The 19,219-nt window shown below is 66.5% G+C and carries 21 protein-coding genes and 2 tRNA genes; 12 read left to right on the top strand and 11 right to left on the bottom strand.

Features of this window, described 5'->3' with window-relative positions; all coding sequences use genetic code 11:
- The first annotated feature begins 10 nt into the window (after positions 1–10).
- Together trxB and trxA are read left to right on the top strand one after the other, a co-directional pair.
- Positions 11–1,018: a thioredoxin-disulfide reductase gene (gene trxB, locus BLT21_RS09060; protein ID WP_091501244.1), complete on the top strand. Its 1,008-nt coding sequence runs from the start codon at positions 11–13 to the stop codon at positions 1,016–1,018.
- A gap of 60 nt (positions 1,019–1,078) precedes the next feature.
- Positions 1,079–1,402, top strand: coding sequence for a thioredoxin (gene trxA, locus BLT21_RS09065; RefSeq protein ID WP_091501246.1), 324 nt, complete (start codon positions 1,079–1,081; stop codon positions 1,400–1,402).
- A 68-nt stretch (positions 1,403–1,470) separates the two neighbouring features.
- Here the strand turns inward: trxA and BLT21_RS09070 are convergent, their stop codons facing one another.
- The 9 genes from BLT21_RS09070 to rpmH all read right to left on the bottom strand — a co-directional run bounded on the left by BLT21_RS09070 (position 1,471) and on the right by rpmH (position 7,020).
- On the bottom strand, positions 1,471–1,809 hold the full coding sequence (locus tag BLT21_RS09070) for a tryptophan synthase subunit alpha (protein ID WP_091501248.1): 339 nt from the start codon (positions 1,807–1,809) through the stop codon (positions 1,471–1,473).
- Between the two features lie 34 nt (positions 1,810–1,843).
- Entirely contained in the window at positions 1,844–2,827 is a 984-nt protein-coding gene (locus BLT21_RS09075; protein WP_091501250.1) for a ParB/RepB/Spo0J family partition protein, read from the bottom strand.
- Positions 2,827–3,756: a ParA family protein gene (locus tag BLT21_RS09080; RefSeq protein WP_091501252.1), complete on the bottom strand. Its 930-nt coding sequence runs from the start codon at positions 3,754–3,756 to the stop codon at positions 2,827–2,829. The genes BLT21_RS09075 and BLT21_RS09080 overlap by 1 nt, the downstream gene beginning before the upstream one ends.
- 128 nt (positions 3,757–3,884) lie before the next feature.
- Positions 3,885–4,532, bottom strand: a complete 648-nt coding sequence (rsmG, locus tag BLT21_RS09085; protein WP_091501254.1) for a 16S rRNA (guanine(527)-N(7))-methyltransferase RsmG — start codon at positions 4,530–4,532, stop codon at positions 3,885–3,887.
- Positions 4,525–5,031: a Jag family protein gene (locus BLT21_RS09090; protein ID WP_091501256.1), complete on the bottom strand. Its 507-nt coding sequence runs from the start codon at positions 5,029–5,031 to the stop codon at positions 4,525–4,527. Before BLT21_RS09090 ends, rsmG begins: the two co-directional genes overlap by 8 nt.
- Positions 5,032–5,075: 44 nt before the next feature.
- Positions 5,076–6,170, bottom strand: a complete 1,095-nt coding sequence (gene yidC / locus BLT21_RS09095) for a membrane protein insertase YidC (protein ID WP_091502193.1) — start codon at positions 6,168–6,170, stop codon at positions 5,076–5,078.
- 7 nt (positions 6,171–6,177) lie between these two features.
- The gene (gene yidD, locus BLT21_RS09100; RefSeq protein WP_091501258.1) at positions 6,178–6,534 is read right to left on the bottom strand and encodes a membrane protein insertion efficiency factor YidD; all 357 of its coding nucleotides are present in this window, start codon (positions 6,532–6,534) and stop codon (positions 6,178–6,180) included.
- On the bottom strand, positions 6,531–6,869 hold the full coding sequence (rnpA, locus tag BLT21_RS09105; protein ID WP_091501260.1) for a ribonuclease P protein component: 339 nt from the start codon (positions 6,867–6,869) through the stop codon (positions 6,531–6,533). Before rnpA ends, yidD begins: the two co-directional genes overlap by 4 nt.
- A gap of 13 nt (positions 6,870–6,882) precedes the next feature.
- Complete coding sequence (gene rpmH / locus BLT21_RS09110) at positions 6,883–7,020, bottom strand: 50S ribosomal protein L34 (protein ID WP_036304730.1); 138 nt, start codon at positions 7,018–7,020, stop codon at positions 6,883–6,885.
- 396 nt (positions 7,021–7,416) lie between these two features.
- Between rpmH and dnaA the strand changes: the two genes are divergently transcribed.
- From dnaA to BLT21_RS09155, 9 genes are all read left to right on the top strand, one after another.
- Positions 7,417–8,742, top strand: coding sequence for a chromosomal replication initiator protein DnaA (gene dnaA, locus BLT21_RS09115; RefSeq protein ID WP_371113442.1), 1,326 nt, complete (start codon positions 7,417–7,419; stop codon positions 8,740–8,742).
- A gap of 426 nt (positions 8,743–9,168) precedes the next feature.
- Positions 9,169–10,308 (top strand): DNA polymerase III subunit beta, encoded by a 1,140-nt coding sequence (gene dnaN / locus BLT21_RS09120; protein WP_091501264.1) that lies wholly within the window; start codon positions 9,169–9,171, stop codon positions 10,306–10,308.
- Between the two features lie 59 nt (positions 10,309–10,367).
- Positions 10,368–11,534: a DNA replication/repair protein RecF gene (gene recF, locus BLT21_RS09125; protein ID WP_091501266.1), complete on the top strand. Its 1,167-nt coding sequence runs from the start codon at positions 10,368–10,370 to the stop codon at positions 11,532–11,534.
- On the top strand, positions 11,521–12,009 hold the full coding sequence (locus BLT21_RS09130) for a DciA family protein (protein ID WP_091501268.1): 489 nt from the start codon (positions 11,521–11,523) through the stop codon (positions 12,007–12,009). The genes recF and BLT21_RS09130 overlap by 14 nt, the downstream gene beginning before the upstream one ends.
- Positions 12,010–12,132: 123 nt before the next feature.
- Entirely contained in the window at positions 12,133–14,190 is a 2,058-nt protein-coding gene (gene gyrB / locus BLT21_RS09135) for a DNA topoisomerase (ATP-hydrolyzing) subunit B (RefSeq protein WP_091501270.1), read from the top strand.
- A gap of 33 nt (positions 14,191–14,223) precedes the next feature.
- A complete protein-coding gene (gyrA, locus tag BLT21_RS09140) occupies positions 14,224–16,803 on the top strand; it encodes a DNA gyrase subunit A (RefSeq protein WP_091501272.1) in 2,580 nt (859 codons plus the stop codon).
- On the top strand, positions 16,800–17,204 hold the full coding sequence (locus BLT21_RS09145; protein ID WP_091501274.1) for a DUF3566 domain-containing protein: 405 nt from the start codon (positions 16,800–16,802) through the stop codon (positions 17,202–17,204). The genes gyrA and BLT21_RS09145 overlap by 4 nt, the downstream gene beginning before the upstream one ends.
- A 61-nt stretch (positions 17,205–17,265) precedes the next feature.
- Positions 17,266–17,339 (top strand) — tRNA-Ile (locus tag BLT21_RS09150).
- Between the two features lie 14 nt (positions 17,340–17,353).
- Positions 17,354–17,426, top strand: a tRNA-Ala gene (locus BLT21_RS09155).
- A 69-nt stretch (positions 17,427–17,495) separates the two neighbouring features.
- On the opposite strand, the gene BLT21_RS09160 is transcribed toward BLT21_RS09155, so the two are convergent.
- Positions 17,496–17,981, bottom strand: coding sequence for an aminoacyl-tRNA deacylase (locus BLT21_RS09160; protein WP_091501275.1), 486 nt, complete (start codon positions 17,979–17,981; stop codon positions 17,496–17,498).
- A gap of 5 nt (positions 17,982–17,986) precedes the next feature.
- Entirely contained in the window at positions 17,987–18,565 is a 579-nt protein-coding gene (locus BLT21_RS09165) for a DNA helicase (protein ID WP_091501277.1), read from the bottom strand.
- Positions 18,566–18,657: 92 nt separating this feature from the next.
- On the opposite strand from BLT21_RS09165, the gene BLT21_RS09170 reads away from it, so the two are divergent.
- On the top strand, positions 18,658–19,215 hold the full coding sequence (locus BLT21_RS09170; RefSeq protein ID WP_091501279.1) for a peptidylprolyl isomerase: 558 nt from the start codon (positions 18,658–18,660) through the stop codon (positions 19,213–19,215).
- Positions 19,216–19,219: the final 4 nt, after the last annotated feature.

The following is a 19,219-nucleotide window of genomic DNA, read 5'->3' on the forward strand; positions in this document are numbered from 1 at the left end:
GGATGTCGACGTGCGACAGGTCATCATCATCGGATCCGGCCCCGCCGGCTACACCGCCGCCATCTACGCGGCGCGCGCGAACCTGAAGCCGCTGCTGGTCGCGAGCTCGGTCGAAGCGGGCGGTGAGCTGATGAACACCACGGAGGTGGAGAACTTCCCCGGCTTCCCCGAGGGCATCATGGGCCCCGACCTCATGACGAAGATGCAGGAGCAGGCCGAGAAGTTCGGTACCGAGGTCCTCTACGACGACGTCGTCGACCTCGACATTGCCGGCCCCGTCAAGAAGGTCACCCTCGGCAGCGGTGTCACGCACGAAGCCGACAGCCTCGTCTTCGCCACCGGCTCCGCGCCCCGCAAGATCGGCATCGAGGGCGAGAGCCGCCTGTCGGGCCGCGGCGTCTCGTACTGCGCCACCTGCGACGGCTTCTTCTTCCGCGAACGCACGATCGCCGTCGTCGGCGGTGGCGACTCGGCCATGGAAGAGGCGACGTTCCTCACCAAGTTCGCGTCGAAGGTGTACGTCATCCACCGTCGTGACGAGCTGCGCGCCTCGAAGATCATGCAGAACCGCGCGATGAACAACGACAAGATCGAGTTCGTGTGGAACAGCGAGGTCGCCGACATCCTCGGTGAGGATGCCGTGTCCGGCGTCGTCCTGCGTGACACTGTCGACGGGTCGACCCGCGAGCTGCCGCTCGACGGCATCTTCGTCGCGATCGGCTACGACCCCCGCACGCACCTCGTGCACGGGGCGCTCGACCTCACCGAGCACGGCACCGTGTGGGTCGACGGACGCTCGTCGCGTACGTCGGTGCCCGGCGTGTTCGCCGCGGGCGACGTCATCGACCCGACCTACCGCCAGGCTGTCACCGCCGCCGGCAGCGGCACGGTCGCCGCCCTGGACGTCGAGCACTATCTCGCTGCGCTCGGCGAGGCCTCCGAGCCGGCCGCCGACAGCTCGCCCTTGCGCGGCCGACCCGACGAGGGACTCGAGTCGCTCGTCGCCGAGACGGCATAACGGAACAATCCACCCGCCTGCGTGGTTGACGTAGGCGACACCCTTTCGAAGGAGATCACCATGACCGCCAAGGCCACGACCGAGAGCACCTGGCAGCAGGACGTCCTCGACGCCGATGGACCCGTCCTCGTCGACTTCTGGGCCGCGTGGTGCGGTCCGTGCCGCATGGTCGGACCCATCCTCGACGAGATCGCCACCGAGCACCCCGAGAAGATCACCGTGCTCAAGCTCAACGTCGACGAGAACCCCAACCTCGCCATGAAGTACCAGATCACGTCGATCCCGGCGATGAAGGTCTTCAACAAGGGCGAGGTCGAGAAGACGATCATCGGCGCCAAGCCGAAGTTCGCGCTCGAACAGGATCTCTCCTCGTACATCGGCTGACGCCGAACGTTCGAAGCCCCGGTCAGAATGCACTCTGACCGGGGCTTTTTCGTTGTCCGAGCGCCGTGCTACGAGGCGTCGGCCCGCGTAGCGGCGTCCCAACGACGGTGTGGCTCACTCCCGAGCAGCCGCCAGACAGCCCGGGTGAGCTCAGGATGATCCATTGCGATCTGGCGCAGCACGCGGTAGTTCCGTGCCGTGCTGGGGCGCCCTCCACCGTAGGCCGCGATGTTCTCAGCGCGCAGCATCAGTACGACCAACTCATCGACGGTCGGGAGCTCCTCCATGAACTCCCACGGGTCCTCCCCGGCACGCAACCGCTCTTCGACCAGAACCGAGAGCTCGTCGGCCGCTTCAGCACGCAACAGCTCGACGCTGGCTCGCTTCGGGGTCTGCTCGTCTCTCACCCCACAAGCCTACGCCGCGCGTCCGACAGCGAGGTCAGCGCGCACCATAGGCATCCTCGCCGAACTCGGCGAGGATGCGGTTGAGGTCCTGGATCGTCGCGAAGTCGACCACGATCTGTCCCTTGCGAGCTCCGAGCGAGATCTTGACCTTCGTGTTCAGGCGGTCTCCCAGACGCCCCGCCACCTCATCGAGGTGTGCGCGCACTCCCCCGGCTTTCGGCGTCGGGCGCCGCGTTCCCGCGACGTCGATCGTCTTCGCCGCCGCTTCCGCGGCGCGCACCGAGAGGTCCTCGTTGACGATCTTGTCGGCGAGTCGCTGCATCCCGTCGTTACCGTCCACCGACAGGATGGCGCGGGCATGTCCCGCGCTCAGCACTCCCGCAGCGACCCGCTGCTGGACCGGCATCGGCAGGCGCAGCAGGCGGATGGTGTTGCTGATCTGCGGGCGTGAGCGCCCGATCCGCGTGGCGAGCTCCTCCTGAGTGATACCGAAGTCCTCGAGCAGCTGCTGGTACGCCGACGCCTCTTCCAACGGATTCAGCTGGGAGCGGTGCAGGTTCTCCAGCAGCGCGTCGCGCAGCAGATTCTCGTCCGAGGTATCACGCAGGACCGCCGGGATTGCCGTGAGACCCGCCTCCCGAGCGGCGCGCGTCCGCCGCTCGCCCATGATGAGCTCGTACTTGCCGTCCTCATTGGTGCGGACGACGACGGGCTGCAGCACACCGAACTCGCGAACGCTGTGCACGAGCTCCGCGAGGTCGTCGCTGTCGAAGTTCGTGCGTGGCTGACGCGGGTTCGGGACGATCTCGTTGGGGTCGACCTGAATGAGCGCCGCTCCGGGGATGGACACGAGTTCCGGGGCATCGCTCGAGTCGGCGCCCGAACGCGGGCGGGGCTCGGCTTCTACCGTCGTGGTCTTCGCGCCGGGGAAGAAGACGTCGACCGGACGAGCCTCGGAGGCCTCCGATGTGGGGATGAGTGCGCCGATCCCTCGACCCAGTCCGGTGCGCTTGGCCATCAGGCTTCTCCCTTGTTATCTTGCGTCGTCGAAGACGCGCGTCGTGCGATCTCGACGGCTGCCTCGCGGTATGCCACCGCGCCGGCCGATTGCCCATCGTAGGCGATGACGGTCTGCCCGAAGCTCGGCGCTTCCGACACACGAACCGAGCGTGGGATGACGGCACGGAGCACCTCGTTCGGGAAGTGCGACCGCACCTCCTCCGCAACCTGCTGCGCGAGACGCGTGCGCCCGTCGTACATGGTCAACAGGATGGTCGATAGGTGCAGCCGGTTGTTCAGGTGCTTTTGAATCATCGATACGCTGCCCAGGAGCTGGCTCAGCCCCTCGAGCGCGTAGTACTCGCACTGAATCGGGATGAGGAGTTCGTGGGCCGCGGTGAATGCGTTGATCGTGAGGAGACCCAGCGAGGGCGGGCAGTCGATGAGGACGAAATCGACTCGCTGCTCACTGGTCGCGAGGTAGTCCTCGACCGCCGTGCGGAGACGGTGCTCTCGAGCTACCTGCGACACGAGCTCGATCTCGGCGCCCGCGAGATGAATGGTGCTCGGCGCGCACAGGAGGTTGGGGGACTCCGGGCTCTCCTGCACGATGTCGGACAGCGGGAACTGATCGATGAGGACGTCATACACGCTCGGGACATCTGCGCTGTGCGGAACACCGAGAGCTGTCGAGGCATTCCCCTGCGGATCGAGATCGATCACGAGGACCCGCGCGCCGAGCGACGCGAGCGATGCCGCGAGATTCACGGTCGTCGTCGTCTTTCCGACGCCGCCCTTCTGATTCGAGACCGTGATGACGCGCGGATCTCCAGAGAAATCGACGGACACCGCGTCCAGAGCGCGCCGACGCGACGACAGATCAGCGAGTTCGCGTGCCAACGGCGAATCGAACGTCAAAGACGTGCGGCCCGATTCGGGTTCTGCCATTGGTTCAACTCCTTGATCTCGGGTTCCACTCTAGGGATGGCATCGGACGTTTCACGTGAAACGTCGGGCGCCGGTGTTTCACGTGAAACGTTGCGCGTTTCGACGAGGCGCATGTTTCACGTGAAACATCAGCGCACGGTCGCGCGGAGCACGCGGGTCGGCTCGTCGAGCAACTCCTCGCCCACCTGTTCGACGCGAACATTCGTCAGACGGAACCGACGGATCGCCTTCTCTGCCGCCGAGATCTCGGCCGGCGCGTTTGCGCCCTTGAGCAGGATCAGTTCACCCCCGTCTCGGACGAGCGGGGCAGTCAGGGGGATGAGGGTGCGGAACGCGCTGACTGCTCGCGCGGTGACCGCATCGAGCGACGGCCCGGACGCCCAGTCCTCGGCGCGAGAACGCACGATCTCGACGTTGTCGAGACTGAGGTCGTCTACCTGCTCCGTGAGCCAGTTGACGCGCCGCTCCATTGTCTCGATCAGCACCCACTGGACGTCGGGGCGTGCAATGGCCAACACCAGACCGGGCAAGCCTGCGCCGGAACCTACATCACCGACACGTCCTGCAAAGAGCGGTGCAGCAACGGCACAGTTGAGGATGTGCCGTGTCCACAGGCGCGGCAGCTCCAACGGGCCGATCAGCCCGCGTTCTTCGCCGTGCCGGGCTAACGAGGCGGTGTAACGGCGGGCGAGATCGGCTCGATCACCGAACACAGCCGTGACCGTGTCATGCGGTTCCGCCTCGACGATGGGTGTTTCACGTGAAACATCAGCCATGACGGATGACGGTGTGGCGGTCGGCGCCTTCCCCGTACGATTCCGAGACCACGCCTCGCTCCGCGGCGATGTCGTGCACGAGCTTGCGCTCATAGCTCGACATGGCGGGCAGCGACGCCTGGGATGCACCGTCGTTGAGTCGCTCGACCGCGCGGTCGACGAGTCGCTCGAGCTCGCGCCGGCGCGCGTCGCGGGATCCGCCGATGTCGAGGATGAGGCGCGAGAATCGCCCGGTCTTGGTCTGTACCGCGATCCGCGTGAGTTCCTGCACCGCCTGCACGACGTCCGGGTCGGCCAGCACCCGCAGAGCAGACGGGTCGTCAGCCTCCACGGAGACGTATGCCCGTCCTGCGCGCACGTCCAGGTTCAGGTCGCCGTCGATGTCCGCGATATCCAGCAGACCTTCGAGGTAGTCGGCGGCGATGTCACCCTCGCGCTCGAGGTCTTCGACTGTCGCCTCGGTACGCTCGGCCGTTGCGGATTCGGTGGGGTTCGTCATGATTCCTCGCGTGATCGATCTGTCGAGTGCTGGATGTCCGCGGGTCAGCCCTGCGGACCGTCCTTCTGCCCCTGCGACTGCTTCTTGGCGCGCTGCTTGCCCATCGGCTGCTGACGCTTGGGCTGCGCCGCACGGGCACGCTCGGCCTCTTCGAGCAGACGCTGCTGCTCGGCCTCGTACTTCTCCATCGAGATGACGCGACCCTTGGCGTCGAGCGCCTTGCCCTTGCGTGCGAGCCGCTCCTCCCGTGCCTTCGCCGCCTCCGAGCCCGGAGTGGGAAGGTTGCGGATGACGATGAACTGCTGAGCCATGGTCCAGATGTTCGAGGTGAACCAGTACATGACGACACCGAGCGGGAAGAAGACACCCGAGAAGATGAACGCCAGCGGCAGCACGTAGAGCATGATCTTCTGCATCTGATACGCCTGGCCGGTCTTGGCCTCGGGCGACAGGTTCTTCGAGATGATCTGCAGCTGCGTGATGAACTGCGAACCGATCATGAGCACGACGAGGATCACGAGGATCGTGACCGTCGCGGTCTGCCCGAGGTTGATGGCCTCGATCATGTTGGTGTGCAGCGGAGCGACATCGAACAGCTGTGCGTCGTAGAACTGCTTGGTGAGGTCGACATTGAGGAGACCGACGCCGCCCACGCCCCACTCGGCGTGCTTCTTGACGTCGCTGAGCGTATAGAACATGCCGAGGAGGATGGGCATCTGCACCAGGAGCGGCAGACAGCTCGAGACCGGGGTCGTGCCGTGCTTCTTGTACAGCGCCATGGTCTCTCGGCTCATCGCCTCACGAGAGAGCTGATCGCGTTTGCCGCGGTACTTCTCCTGAATCTTGCGCATCTCGGGCGCAAGCTCCATCATCTTCCGCTGGCTCTTGATCTGCCGGACGAACAGCGGGATCAGGGCCGAACGCACCACGATGACCAGACCGATGATCGACATCACCCACGTCGCGCCCGCCGCCGCCGGCATGCCCACCGCGGTGAGGACCCAGTGCCAGAACACCAGGATCGCCTCGACGAGGAACTTGAACGGCCACATGATCGTGCTGAAGAAGTCAGCACCGCCGGGAGGAGGAGTCGTCGGGGTCGGCACGACGGGAGTCGGCGTGGCGAGGAAGAGATCCAGCACGGGATCAGTCCTTTCTCGGCGGCACGACGAAGCCGTGCCTGGTCAGGGTGTGGCGGAAGTCCCGGTGGGCGGGGACGTCGTCGACGCCTCCGGCGGCCCATGGGTGGCATCGGGAGAGGCGCGCGGCAGCGAGGGCGGAGCCCTTCACGAGGCCGTGCTGCTGCACGGCGCCCACAGCGTAGGCCGAGCAGCTCGGGTAGTACTTGCAGACGTCGCCATAGAGGGGCGACACGACGGAGCGGTATGCATGGAGAACCGCGATCCCGGCATTGCGGGGAGCGAGAGGCAAGGCTCGCACGACGGCTGACGCCGTCAGATGTCCGTCACCGACGGATGCCGTCGGGAGCGTCGACCAGCTCATACCGCCGCACGTCGTCGCAGACACCTCTCCACCTCGTCTCTCAGCTCGGCGAAATCCGAGCGTGCCGCTGACGGCAGTGCCCGGATGACGATGTCGGCGCCCTCACGGACGTCGGGGAGTGCCTGCGCGCAAACGGCCTTCAGCCGTCGGCGCACTGTATTGCGCACGACGGCTGATCCGACTTGCTTGCTGACGATGAAACCGAAGCGGGGCGATCGGTCGGAGCCGGTCGACACCACGTAGGTCACGGTGTGCGCTCCGGCACAGCGAGCACCCCCGCGGACGACGGCCTTATAATCCGCCCCGCGCGTGATCCGGTTTCCGCGCGCCAGCACAGAGGAGGCTGTGTCAGGCCGACAGCTCGGTGCGGCCCTTGCCGCGGCGAGCCGACAGGATGGCGCGACCGGCGCGGGTGCGCATGCGGGCGCGGAAGCCGTGCTTCTTGGCGCGGCGGCGGTTGTTGGGCTGGAACGTGCGCTTGCTCATAGGGATCACTCCGGATCGGCGGGTCTCCGGAACGCTTCAGACCGGGGACACGGGGTACAGGACTGCCCTCGCGGGCATAAGTCAACCGACTAAGGGTACGTCGGGTCGTCCGGTAACTCAAACCGGCACGATGGGAACCCGCAATTATCCACCGCTCTACACAGGCGGTGGCGGCGACACGCGGGCCGGAACTACAGTGGATTTGGCGCTCTCGACACCGCATGACTAGCGTGTCACGGGCAGTTATCCACAGCTATCCCCAGTTTTGCGGGCCGCTGTGTGGACAAGTATCGATCACCCGCGGGGGAACTCTTGGCTCAGCACGATCTCCCCGACGTCCCGGTGTGGAACGCGGTCCTCGATCTGCTCGCCGACGACGACCGGGTGACGCCGCAGATGCAGGGCTTCCTCAGCCTCGCGGTGGCGCAGGGCGTCATGAGCGGCACCCTCTATCTCGACGTCCCGAACGACCTGACGGCCGCCCAGCTGAACAAGCGCCTCCGCCAGCCGATCATGGAAGCGCTCGCCCACGTGCACGTCGACCCGGGCGCCTCGAGCTACCGAGTGGTCGTCAACCCCGAACTCGCCGACGCGCACCTGACCGCACCGATCCCGGTGCAGTCGGCGGCTGCGCCGGCACCGCTGCGTCCCGCCGGCGAGGAGTACGTCGAGGCGCCGGTGTCCACCTCGCGACACGACACGCGCCTGAACCCGAAGTACACCTTCGACAACTTCGTGATCGGTCAGTCGAACCGCTTCGCCCATGCCGCGGCCGTCGCCGTCGCCGAGGCTCCCGCGAAGGCCTATAACCCGCTGTTCATCTACGGCGACTCCGGCCTCGGCAAGACGCACCTCCTCCATGCGATCGGCGACTACGCGCTCAACCTGTACACCGGCATACGCGTCCGGTACGTCTCGAGCGAGGAGTTCACGAACGACTTCATCAACTCGATCGCGAACAACCGCGGGTCGGCCTTCCAGGCGCGCTACCGCGAGGTCGACATCCTGCTCATCGACGACATCCAATTCCTGCAGGGTCGCGCCGAGACGCAGGAGGCGTTCTTCCACACGTTCAACACCCTGCACGACCACGACAAGCAGGTCGTGATCACGAGCGACGTCCCGCCCCGGCACCTCACCGGCTTCGAGGACCGCATGCGGAGCCGGTTCGAGTGGGGTCTCATCACCGACGTGCAGGCGCCCGACCTCGAGACGCGCATCGCGATCCTCCGCAAGAAGGCGCAGTCCGAGCGTCTCCTCGTGCCCGACGACGTTCTCGAGTACATCGCCACCAAGGTCTCGTCGAACATCCGCGAGCTCGAGGGCGCGCTCATCCGCGTCTCGGCCTTCGCGAGCCTGAACCGCTCGAACCTCGACATCTCACTCGCGCAGACAGTGCTCCGCGACATCGTCGACCAGGACGACGCCAACGTGATCTCGCCCACCGACATCATCACCGCGACCGCCCAGTACTTCCGACTGTCGGTCGACGACCTGTACGGATCGAGCCGGTCGCAGGCCGTGGCGACGGCGCGCCAGATCGCCATGTACCTCTGCCGCGAGCGCACGAGCCTCTCGCTGCCGAAGATCGGGCAGCTCTTCGGCAACCGCGACCACACGACGGTGATGTACGCGTACAAGAAGATCAGCGAGCTGATGAAAGAGCGGCGCTCGATCTACAACCAGGTCTCCGAGATCACGTCTCAGCTCGGTCGGCGCTGACGCTCGCGCCCTGCCCGCGGGGGTGTCCGCTCGACTCGGCTTGACAGCCGATCGGCGACGCCCCATCATGCGGTTCTGCACAGTGTGGAAAACCTGTGGATAACTTCGCTCGACCGTCGAAGACTTGTGAACGAATCACACATTCCCTGTGGAGTCCGTTCCGACGCGCGTCGACCCGACCCTGCCGCCGTCCCACATTCATCCGCAGGCGGCTCACAAGTTACACGCGTGTGGTTCCCGTGTCCCGACTGCCATCCACCGAGTTGTCCACAGTTTCCACAACGGAGATGAAGAAGACAGTTACATCTAGAGAATTTGCGATTCGATCACCGTGAGGGCGACAGGCGGTGTCCGCACGGTGCTTCGGGAACCGCTCGGGTTGGGCACTAGCATGGGAGAGCTTTCATCCACGACAAGGGAGCGCCAGTGAAGTTCCAGGTCAATCGCGACGTCTTCAGCGAGGCTGTGTCGTTCGTCGTGAAGCTCCTCCCCCAGCGCAACCCGCAGCCGATCCTCGCGGGCGTGCTGATCGAAGCCACCGACGCGGGTCTGTCGTTGTCGGCATTCGACTACGAGGCTTCGGCGCGCACGACGATCGAGGCGACGGTCGACGACCCCGGGACGATCCTCGTGCACGGGCGACTCCTGTCCGAGATCGCCAGCCGTCTCCCCAATGCGCCGATCCAGATCGCGGTCGACGACGACGGGATCGTGCTCACGTGCGGTTCAGCGCGCTTCACGCTCGCGTCGATGCCGGTACAGGAATATCCCGCGATCCCCGAGGTCTCGGGCGAGTCGGGTGTCGTTCCCGCCGATGATTTCGCGACCGCCATCGCGCAGGTCGCCTTCGCGGCATCGCGCGACGACGTCACCCCGGTGCTGACCGGCGTCCAGCTCGAGGTCACCGGCACGCAGCTGAGCCTCGTCGCCACCGACCGCTATCGCGTCGCACTCCGCGACATCCCGTTCGACAGCGGCATCGTCGCCGACGAGAACACCACCACGGCGCTCGTGCCCGCCCGCACCCTCACCGAGGTCGGCAAGACCTTCGCCCACTCGGGTGACATCACGGTCTCGTTCTCGGGATCGGGCGATCGCGAGATCATCGCGTTCACCGCGGGCAACAAGACGGTCACGTCGTTGCTCATCAAGGGCAACTTCCCGCCGGTGCGCCGGCTGTTCCCCGAGGCGACCGACCATCACGCCGTCGTGAACACCGGTGAGCTGATCGAGGCCGTGCGCCGCGTCGCGCTCGTGCTCGATCGCTCGGCCCCGCTGCGCTTCACGTTCGGTGCGGACGGGGTGTCGATGGACGCTTCGGGCACGGAGCAGGCACGCGCGACCGAGTCCGTCGACGCGACGCTCACCGGCGACGAGGTCGTCATCGGGCTGAACCCGCAGTACCTGCTCGAAGCACTGGCCGCCGTGAAGAGCGAGTTCACGCGCGTCACGTTCACCTCGAGCGAGAACGCGAACAAGCTCAGCCCGATTCTGATCACGCCGCAGACGTCGGGCGGCGTCGAGTCGTTCAAGTACCTTCTGCAGCCGAACCTCCTCCTGCGCTGATCGCTACGCGCCGCGACCTCGTCGCGGCGGGTGTCGGCGACGAGAATTAGGGTGATCTGATGATCGTGGAGCAGCTGAGCCTGGTGGACTTCCGCAACTATGCGGCCGCCGAGCTCGCGCTGGCTCCCGGCGCGAACGTGTTCGTGGGGCGCAACGGTCAGGGCAAGACGAACCTCGCCGAGGCGATCGGGTACTTCGCGACCCTCGGGTCACATCGGGTGTCGCAGGATGCGCCGATGGTGCGCGATGGCGCGGATGCGGCGTTCGTGCGCGCCAGACTCGCCCACGGCGAGCGGCGAGTGCAGCTCGAGGCACAGCTCAACCGGTCGGGCTCGAACAAGGCCCGGGTGAACGGCTCCCCCGTGCGCACAGCCGAGCTGCCGCGCTACGCCCAGGTCGTGCTCTTCGCCCCCGAAGACCTTCAGATCGTCCGCGGCGACCCGTCGGCGCGACGCCGCTTCGCCGATCAGCTCCTCATCCAGCGCGCTCCGCGTCTCGCGGGTGTGCTGGCCGACTACGACCGGGTGCTGAAGCAGCGCAATGCACTGCTGAAATCGGCCCGTGCCCGAGGCGTGCGCGGCGAGGGACTGTCGACCCTTGAGGTGTGGGACGACAAGCTCGTCGCGCTCGGCACCGACGTCATCCGCGCCCGGCTCCGTCTAGCGGCCGAGCTCGCGGGCCCCGTCGCTCGCGCCTACACGGCGATCGCCGGTGCCGATCACCGCCCCCAGCTGCAATGGGCCTTGTCCGTCGGGGGCGCCGATCCCGAGGAGGACGACTCCCCCGCCGAGGCGCCCGTCGCCGATGCCGCCGCGATCGAGCAGCTCTTCCGCTCGGCGCTCGCCGAGCGGCGCAGCGCCGAGCTCGATCGTGGCATCACCCTGGTCGGTCCCCACCGCGACGACCTGGTCCTGCGGATCCGCGATCTGCCTGTGAAGGGCTACGCGTCGCACGGCGAGTCATGGTCGGTCGCCCTGTCGTTGCGCCTCGCCTCGGCCGAACTGCTGCGCGCGGAGTCGACCCTCGGCGACCCGATCGTGATCCTCGACGATGTCTTCGCCGAGCTCGACGCCGACCGGCGGGCCCGGCTCGCAGGCATCGTCGCCGACTACGAGCAGGTGATCGTCACGGCAGCGGTGGCCGAGGACGTGCCGCTCGAGCTTCGAGCCCGCACCGTGAGAGTCGAGGCCGGAACCCTGCACGAGGAGAGCGATGCTCCCGTCTGACGATGCGCCCGAGACGATCGCGACCTACCTGCGACTGCGCGGCCTCGAGCCGTCGGGTCGATGGAAGAAGCGTCGACGACAGCGGACGGACGACGATGAGAACCAGCCGTTCACGTCGGGCAGGGATCCGAAGGGTCTCGGCGACGTCATCGCCGACCTGACCCGGCAGGCGGGGTGGGATGCGCAGCTGTCGCGCGAGGATCTCGTGCTGCGGTGGGCCGAGGTCGCCGGCGAGGAGACGGCGCGCCACGCGTCGCCCGTCGCGCTGTCGGATGGGGTCCTCACCGTGCAGTGCGATTCGACCGCCTGGGCGAAGAACCTCCACATCATGCGCACCGCCATCACGACCCAGCTCGTGAAAGCGTTCCCACAGTCGGGGGTGCAGACGGTCCGTTTCGTAGGCCCGGACGTCCCCTCCTGGAAATGGGGCCCCAGAGCCGTTCCAGGCCGTGGCCCTCGCGATACCTACGGTTGAGCCACGTCCCCAGTCGTCGAATCCGACTTTCGTTCGCCATACGGGCGCTCAGGCCCGCGCGGGAGCGCCCGAAAGGGTAGACTGGGTGGGACCGACCGAACCGATGTGGAGCGCTCGAAACCTATGACGTCTCAGAATTCCGACAGCGTTCCCGAAGACCCCGAAACCCCCGATGCGGCCGAAGAAACCTCGGCCAAGGTCCCCAACGAGTACGGCGCCGACGCGATCCAGGTGCTCGAGGGACTCGAGGCGGTTCGCAAGCGTCCGGGAATGTACATCGGATCGACGGGCGAGCGCGGCCTGCACCACCTGGTGTACGAGATCGTCGACAACGCGGTGGACGAGGCCCTCGCCGGCTACTGCGACACGATCCACGTGACGATCCTCCCGGACGGCGCTCTCCGCGTCGTCGACAACGGACGCGGCATCCCGGTGGATCCGCACGCTTCCGACCCGAGCAAGTCGACCGTCGAGGTCGTCCTCACCGTGCTGCACGCCGGCGGGAAGTTCGGCGGCGGCGGATACGCGGTCTCGGGTGGTCTGCACGGCGTGGGCTCGTCGGTCGTCAACGCGCTGTCCACCCGGTTCGAGGTCGAGATCAAGCGCCAGGGATCGGTGTGGCGACAGACGTTCGGCGACGGCGGCAAGCCCCAGGCTCCGCTGGCGAAGGGCGAGGACAGCGACGAGACCGGCACGACGGTCACGTTCTGGCCCGACGGCGAGATCTTCGAGACGATCTCGTTCGACTACGACACCCTGCGTACGCGCTTCCAGCAGACGGCGTTCCTCAACAAGGGACTGCGCATCACGCTGACCGACGAGCGCCCCGAGGCCGAGGTCGTCGTCGACCTCGACGAGGGCGGATCGGAAGCGCGGCAGCGTCAGGACGACTTCCACTACGAGCGCGGTCTCGTCGACTACGTCGAGTACCTCAACAAGCTCCGCAAGACCGAGGTCGTGAACGACGAGATCATCGAGATCGAGTCCGAGGACACCGTCCGCCACATCTCGCTCGAGCTCGCGATGCAGTGGACCACGAGCTACACCGAGAACGTCTTCACGTTCGCCAACACCATCAACACCCACGAGGGCGGTACCCACGAAGAGGGGTTCCGCGCGGCGCTCACGACGCGCGTCAACGCGTACGCCCGCGACAAGGGGCTGTTGAAGGAGAAGGACGACAACCTCACAGGCGACGACATCCGCGAGGGCCTGACCGCCGTCATCTCCGTCAAGCTGTCCGAGCCGCAGTTCGAGGGTCAGACCAAGACCAAGCTCGGCAACACCGAGGCCAAGGCGTTCGTGCAGAAGATCGTCGGCGACCAGCTCACCGACTGGCTCGACCGCAACCCGGCCCAGGCCAAGCGCGTCATCATGAAGGCCGTGGATGCCGCGACCGCCCGTCTCGCAGCCCGCAAGGCCCGCGAGACCGCTCGCCGCAAGAGCGTGTTCGAGTCGGCGTCGATGCCCGACAAGCTCAAGGACTGCACGAGCAAAGACCCGTCGATCTCGGAGATCTTCCTCGTCGAGGGCGACTCGGCCGGCGGCTCGGCCGTCCGCGGTCGCGATCCCGAGACGCAGGCGATCCTGTCGCTGCGCGGCAAGGTGCTGAACGTCGAGAAGGCGCGTCTCGACCGCGCGCTCGGAAACAACGAGATCCAGGCGATCATCTCGGCGTTCGGAACGGGCATCGGCGAGGACTTCACCGTCGAGAAGGCCCGGTACCACAAGATCGTGCTGATGGCCGATGCCGACGTCGACGGCCAGCACATCACGACCCTGCTGCTCACCCTCCTGTTCCGCTACATGCGAGGTCTCATCGAGGCGGGCTACGTCTACCTCGCTATGCCGCCGCTGTATCGGCTCAAGTGGACGAACGCCGATCACGAGTACGTCTTCAGCGATAAGGAGCGCGACGCGCTTCTGGCCGACGGCCTCGCGAACGGCAAGCGCATCCCGAAGGAGTCGGGGATCCAGCGCTACAAGGGTCTCGGCGAGATGAACCCGAAGGAGCTGTGGGAGACCACGATGGACCACAGCACGCGGACCCTGCGTCAGGTGACGATCGACGACGCGGCCGCGGCCGACGAGATCTTCTCCGTGCTCATGGGTGAGGACGTCGAGTCCCGCCGCACCTTCATCCAGCGCAACGCCAAGGACGTCCGCTTCCTCGACATCTGATCGAGGCGAGCGACATCGAGAAACTGAGAACGCATGTCTGACGAAGAACGTCCCGAACTCACGCCTGCCCACAACCACGGCAACATCGACCAGGTCGACCTCCAGGTCGAGATGCAGCGGAGCTACCTCGACTACGCGATGAGCGTCATCGTCGGTCGTGCGCTCCCGCGCGTCGAGGACGGCCTGAAGCCGGTGCACCGCCGCGTGATCTACGGGATGTACGACGGCGGATACCGTCCCGACAAGAGCTACTCGAAGTGCGCCCGCGTCGTCGGCGAGGTCATGGGTCAGTACCACCCCCACGGTGACAGTGCGATCTATGACGCGCTCGTGCGCCTCGTGCAGCCGTGGTCGCTGCGTTACCCGCTCGCCGATGGTCAGGGCAACTTCGGCTCCCCGGGCAACCAGGGCGCTGCGGCACCCCGGTACACCGAGACCAAGATGGCCGCGCTCGCCATGGAGATGGTTCGCGACATCGACGAGGACACCGTCGACTTCGAGGACAACTACGACGGCAAGACGCAGGAGCCGGTCGTTCTGCCCTCGCGATTCCCGAACCTGCTCGTCAACGGTTCGGTCGGCATCGCCGTCGGCATGGCCACCAACATCCCGCCGCACAACCTCCGCGAGGTCGCGGAGGGCGCCCTCTGGTCGCTCGAGAACCCGGAGGCATCGCGCGAGGAGCTGCTCGAGGCGCTCATGTCGCGCATCCACGGCCCCGACTTCCCCACCGCCGCGCAGATCCTCGGGACGAAGGGCATCCGCGAGGCGTACCGCACCGGCCGCGGCTCCATCACGATGCGCGCCGTCATCGAGGTCGAGGAGATCCAGGGACGCAACTGCCTCGTCATCACCGAGCTGCCGTACCAGGTCAACCCCGACAACGTCGCCCTCAAGATCCGCGACCTCGCCCGTGACGGCAAGATCACCGGGATCGCCGACATCCGCGACGAGACGAGCGACCGCACGGGTCAGCGCCTCGTGGTGGTACTCAAGCGCGACGCCGTCGCGAAGGTCGTGCTGAACAACCTGTACAAGCACACGCAGCTGCAGGAGAACTTCGGCGCCAACATGCTGGCGATCGTCGACGGCGTGCCCCGCACGCTGCCCCTCGACGGCTTCATCTCGCACTGGATCACCCACCAGATCGAGGTCATCGTGCGCCGCACGCGCTACCGCCTCAACGAGGCCGAGAAGCGCATGCACATCCTTCGCGGCTACCTCAAGGCGCTCGACGCGCTCGACGAGGTCATCGCGCTGATCCGTCGCTCTCCCACGGTCGACGAGGCGCGCGAGGGCCTGAAGAGCCTGCTCGACATCGACGAGGTGCAGGCCGATGCGATCCTGTCGATGCAGCTGCGCCGTCTCGCTGCGCTCGAGCGTCAGAAGATCATCGACGAGGCGAACGAGCTCGAGCTCAAGATCGCCGACCTCAACGACATCCTCGTCACCCCCGCCCGCCAGCGCACGATCATCGCCGAGGAGCTCACCGCCATCGTCGACAAGTACGGCGACGAGCGGCGGACGCACATCCTGCACGGATTCGACGGCGACATGTCGATGGAGGACCTCATCCCCGAAGAGGAGATGGTGGTCACCGTCACGCGCGACGGCTACATCAAGCGCACGCGCAGCGACAACTACCGGTCGCAGCACCGGGGTGGCAAGGGCGTCAAGGGCGCCCAGCTGCGCGCGGACGACGTCGTGGAGCACTTCTTCGTCACGACGACGCACCACTGGCTGCTCTTCTTCACCACGAAGGGCCGGGTCTACCGCACCAAGGCGTACGAGCTGCCGGAGGCCGGGCGCGACGCGAAGGGCCAGCACGTCGCGAACCTGCTCGCGCTGCAGCCCGGTGAGGAGATCGCGCAGATCCTCGACATCCGCGACTACTCCGCCGCCCAGTACCTCGTGCTCGCCACGCGCGACGGCAAGGTCAAGAAGACGGCGCTCACCGAGTACGACACCAACCGTCAGGGGGGTGTGATCGCGATCCGTCTGCGCGGCCAGGACGACGAGACCGGTGGCGACGAGCTCGTCAGCGCCCTGCTCGTCGACGAGGGCGATGACATCCTCCTGATCACGCGTCAGGGAATGTCGCTGCGCTTCTCGGCGACCGACGACGCGCTGCGCCCGATGGGACGCTCGACCGAGGGCGTGAAGGGCATCTCGTTCCGCGAGGACGACAGCCTGCTCTCGGCCTCCGTCGCCCGGAGCGAGGGCTACGTGTTCGTCGTGACCGACGGCGGCTATGCCAAGCGCACCGCCGTCGACCAGTACCGCACCCAGAGCCGCGGCGGTCTCGGCATCAAGGTGGCCAAGCTGAACGACGATCGAGGCGTGCTCGCGGGTGGTCTGATCGTGTCGGAGACCGACGAGGTCCTCGTGGTTCTTGCCAGTGGCAAGGTGGTACGCTCCTCCGTGGCCGAGGTCCCGGCCAAGGGCCGCGACACCATGGGCGTCGTGTTCGCCCGGTTCGGGGACGACGACCGCATCCTCGCCATCGCCCGGAACGGTGAGCGGGGATTGACCGAAGACGCGGCATCGGACGATGCCCCCGCCCCGGATGCCCCCGCGTCCGCGGATACCGAAGAGAGTGGTTCTGACGCATGAGCACGGTCGCCGACAAACTCGCCAAGAAGTCCACGAGCAAGACCAGCTCCAAGCAGGTGCGCCTGCGCCTCGTGTACGTCGACTTCTGGTCGGCCGTGAAGCTGTCGTTCCTCGCTGCCGTGGCGCTGGCGATCGTGACGGTCGTGGCGACCTTCCTCGTGTTCATGGTGCTGAGCACGACGGGCCTCATCGACCGGGTCGACGAGCTCTTCGTCGCGTTCTCGAACGGTGATTTCTCGATCAAGCAGTTCCTGAACCTGCCGCAGGTGATGGCGTTCGCCGCGATCGTGGCGATCCTCAACCTCATCGTCATCACGGTGCTCGGCGCGGTCGTCGCCGGCATCTACAACGTGATGGTCAAGGTCACCGGCGGCCTGCTGGTCGGCTTCACCTCCAATTAGTAGATTCCCGGATCATCCGGTAAAGTCTTGGAGGTTGCCGGAGCGCAAAGCGCGTCGGTACGGGGCTATAGCTCAGGCGGTTAGAGCGCTTCACTGATAATGAAGAGGTCCCAGGTTCAAGTCCTGGTAGCCCCACCCCGAACCCCCTCGGGGCCTTAGCTCAGCTGGTAGAGCGCCTGCTTTGCAAGCAGGATGTCAGGAGTTCGAATCTCCTAGGCTCCACAGAAGAAACGCCGGTACTCCTCGGAGCACCGGCGTTTTCGGTTCCCGCGCCACGGCGCGGGGCGGGTGTCACCGCGAGCGCTGCTCCGTGATGTCGGCGACCGTTGCGCCGTAGGCCGCGATCAGGGCGTCGGCGTCGACGAACAGGCTGTAGCCGTGGGCGCCCGCGCCCATGGCGATGCGTCGACCGACGATCGACGCATCGGCGAAGACCGGCCAGTCGTGGGTGCTGCCGATGGGCACGATCGTGCCGCGCTCATAGCCGGTCGCGGCCAACGCCAGCTCGGGCTCGGGGAGTCGGAGTTTGTTGACACCGACGAGGGCGCGCAGCTTCGGCCACGAGATCACCCGGTCTCCGGGCACGAGGGCGAATAGATAGGTGTCGTCGCTGCGTTTGACGACGAGGGTCTTGACGATGTCGTCGGGCTCGAGTCCGAGCAGCGCCGCTGCCTCATCGAGACTCGATGCCTCGAGGCGCGGCCGCACGACGACATCGAGCCCACGCTCGGCCGCCGCGAGGCGGACCCGAGACGTGGGCTCGAGATCTTCGGTCATCCGATTCAGGCGTCGGGCGCGCGCAGCGGGTCGTCGGCAACCCACAGCTCGTCGTCGGCGCGGAGCGTCTGCCACGCGGCGTAGAGAACGCCCGCGGCGGCCGTGACACCGAGGATGATGGCGATGACACCACCGGCGCCGATGCCCTTCTTGGGCTCGGGCAGCGAGGCGCGCGACTGGAACTTCTTCGTCGCCTTCTTGCCGTACTTGGCGGCCTTCTTCTTGACCGACGACAGATCGAGGTCGACGCCACGGCCGTGCGCGAGACGGTCACGGGTGTCGTTGGCAGCATCCCAGACCGACAGGGCGCCGCCCACGACGGCACCGGCGGCCGGGATGAGCGCGCCGTTGTAGACCTTGCGGGTCGCGCGCACGCTCTTGTCGACGTACGGCGCGGCGTACTGCTCGTAGGTGTGCTTGACCGCGGGCTTGACGTGCTCGCTGTTGTAGTGGCCCAGCTGGTGACCGGCGTCACGAGCGACGCCCGCGGCCTCTCCCATCAGGACCTGCTGCGACTTCCACAGGGTGTTCGCCTGCTTCTGGAGCTTGCGGAGTTGCTTCTTGCGCTTGCGGCTGAGGCTCACGTGGGCCCTCCCTGCATCGTGGGACGTTTTCCCTCATCTTGCCAGAGAGCGCCCCGGCCAGCAGGGCATTGACAGGTGCGAGAATGGCAGACATGCCTCAGCACACTGCAGTAGCGACGATCCACACCAACCACGGCGACATCGTCGTCAACCTCTTCGGCGACCAGGCGCCGCGCACCGTCAAGAACTTCACCGGTCTCTCGGACGGCACGGGGGAGTGGACCGACCCCGCGACGGGCAAGCCGGGCGAGGGCCCGCTCTACACCGACGTCATCTTCCACCGCATCATCCCCAACTTCATGATCCAGGGCGGAGACCCCCTCGGACAGGGCATCGGCGGACCCGGCTACAACTTCGACGACGAGATCAGCCCCGAGCTCGACTTCCAGAAGCCGTACATCCTCGCGATGGCGAACGCCGGCCTGCGCCGCAATGCCATCACGGGCAAGGCAGAGGGCACCAACGGCTCGCAGTTCTTCATCACGACAGACCCCACCCCGTGGCTGCAGGGCAAGCACACCATCTTCGGCGAGGTCGCCGACGATGCTTCGCGTCAGGTCGTCGACACGATCGCAGCCGTCAAGACCGGCGCGCAGGACCGTCCGGTCGACCCGGTGGTCATCTCGTCGATCGACATCGCCGCGGTCTGAGCGG

The sequence above is a fragment of the Microbacterium sp. cf332 genome, assembly GCF_900102175.1.
GTDB lineage: Bacteria > Actinomycetota > Actinomycetes > Actinomycetales > Microbacteriaceae > Microbacterium.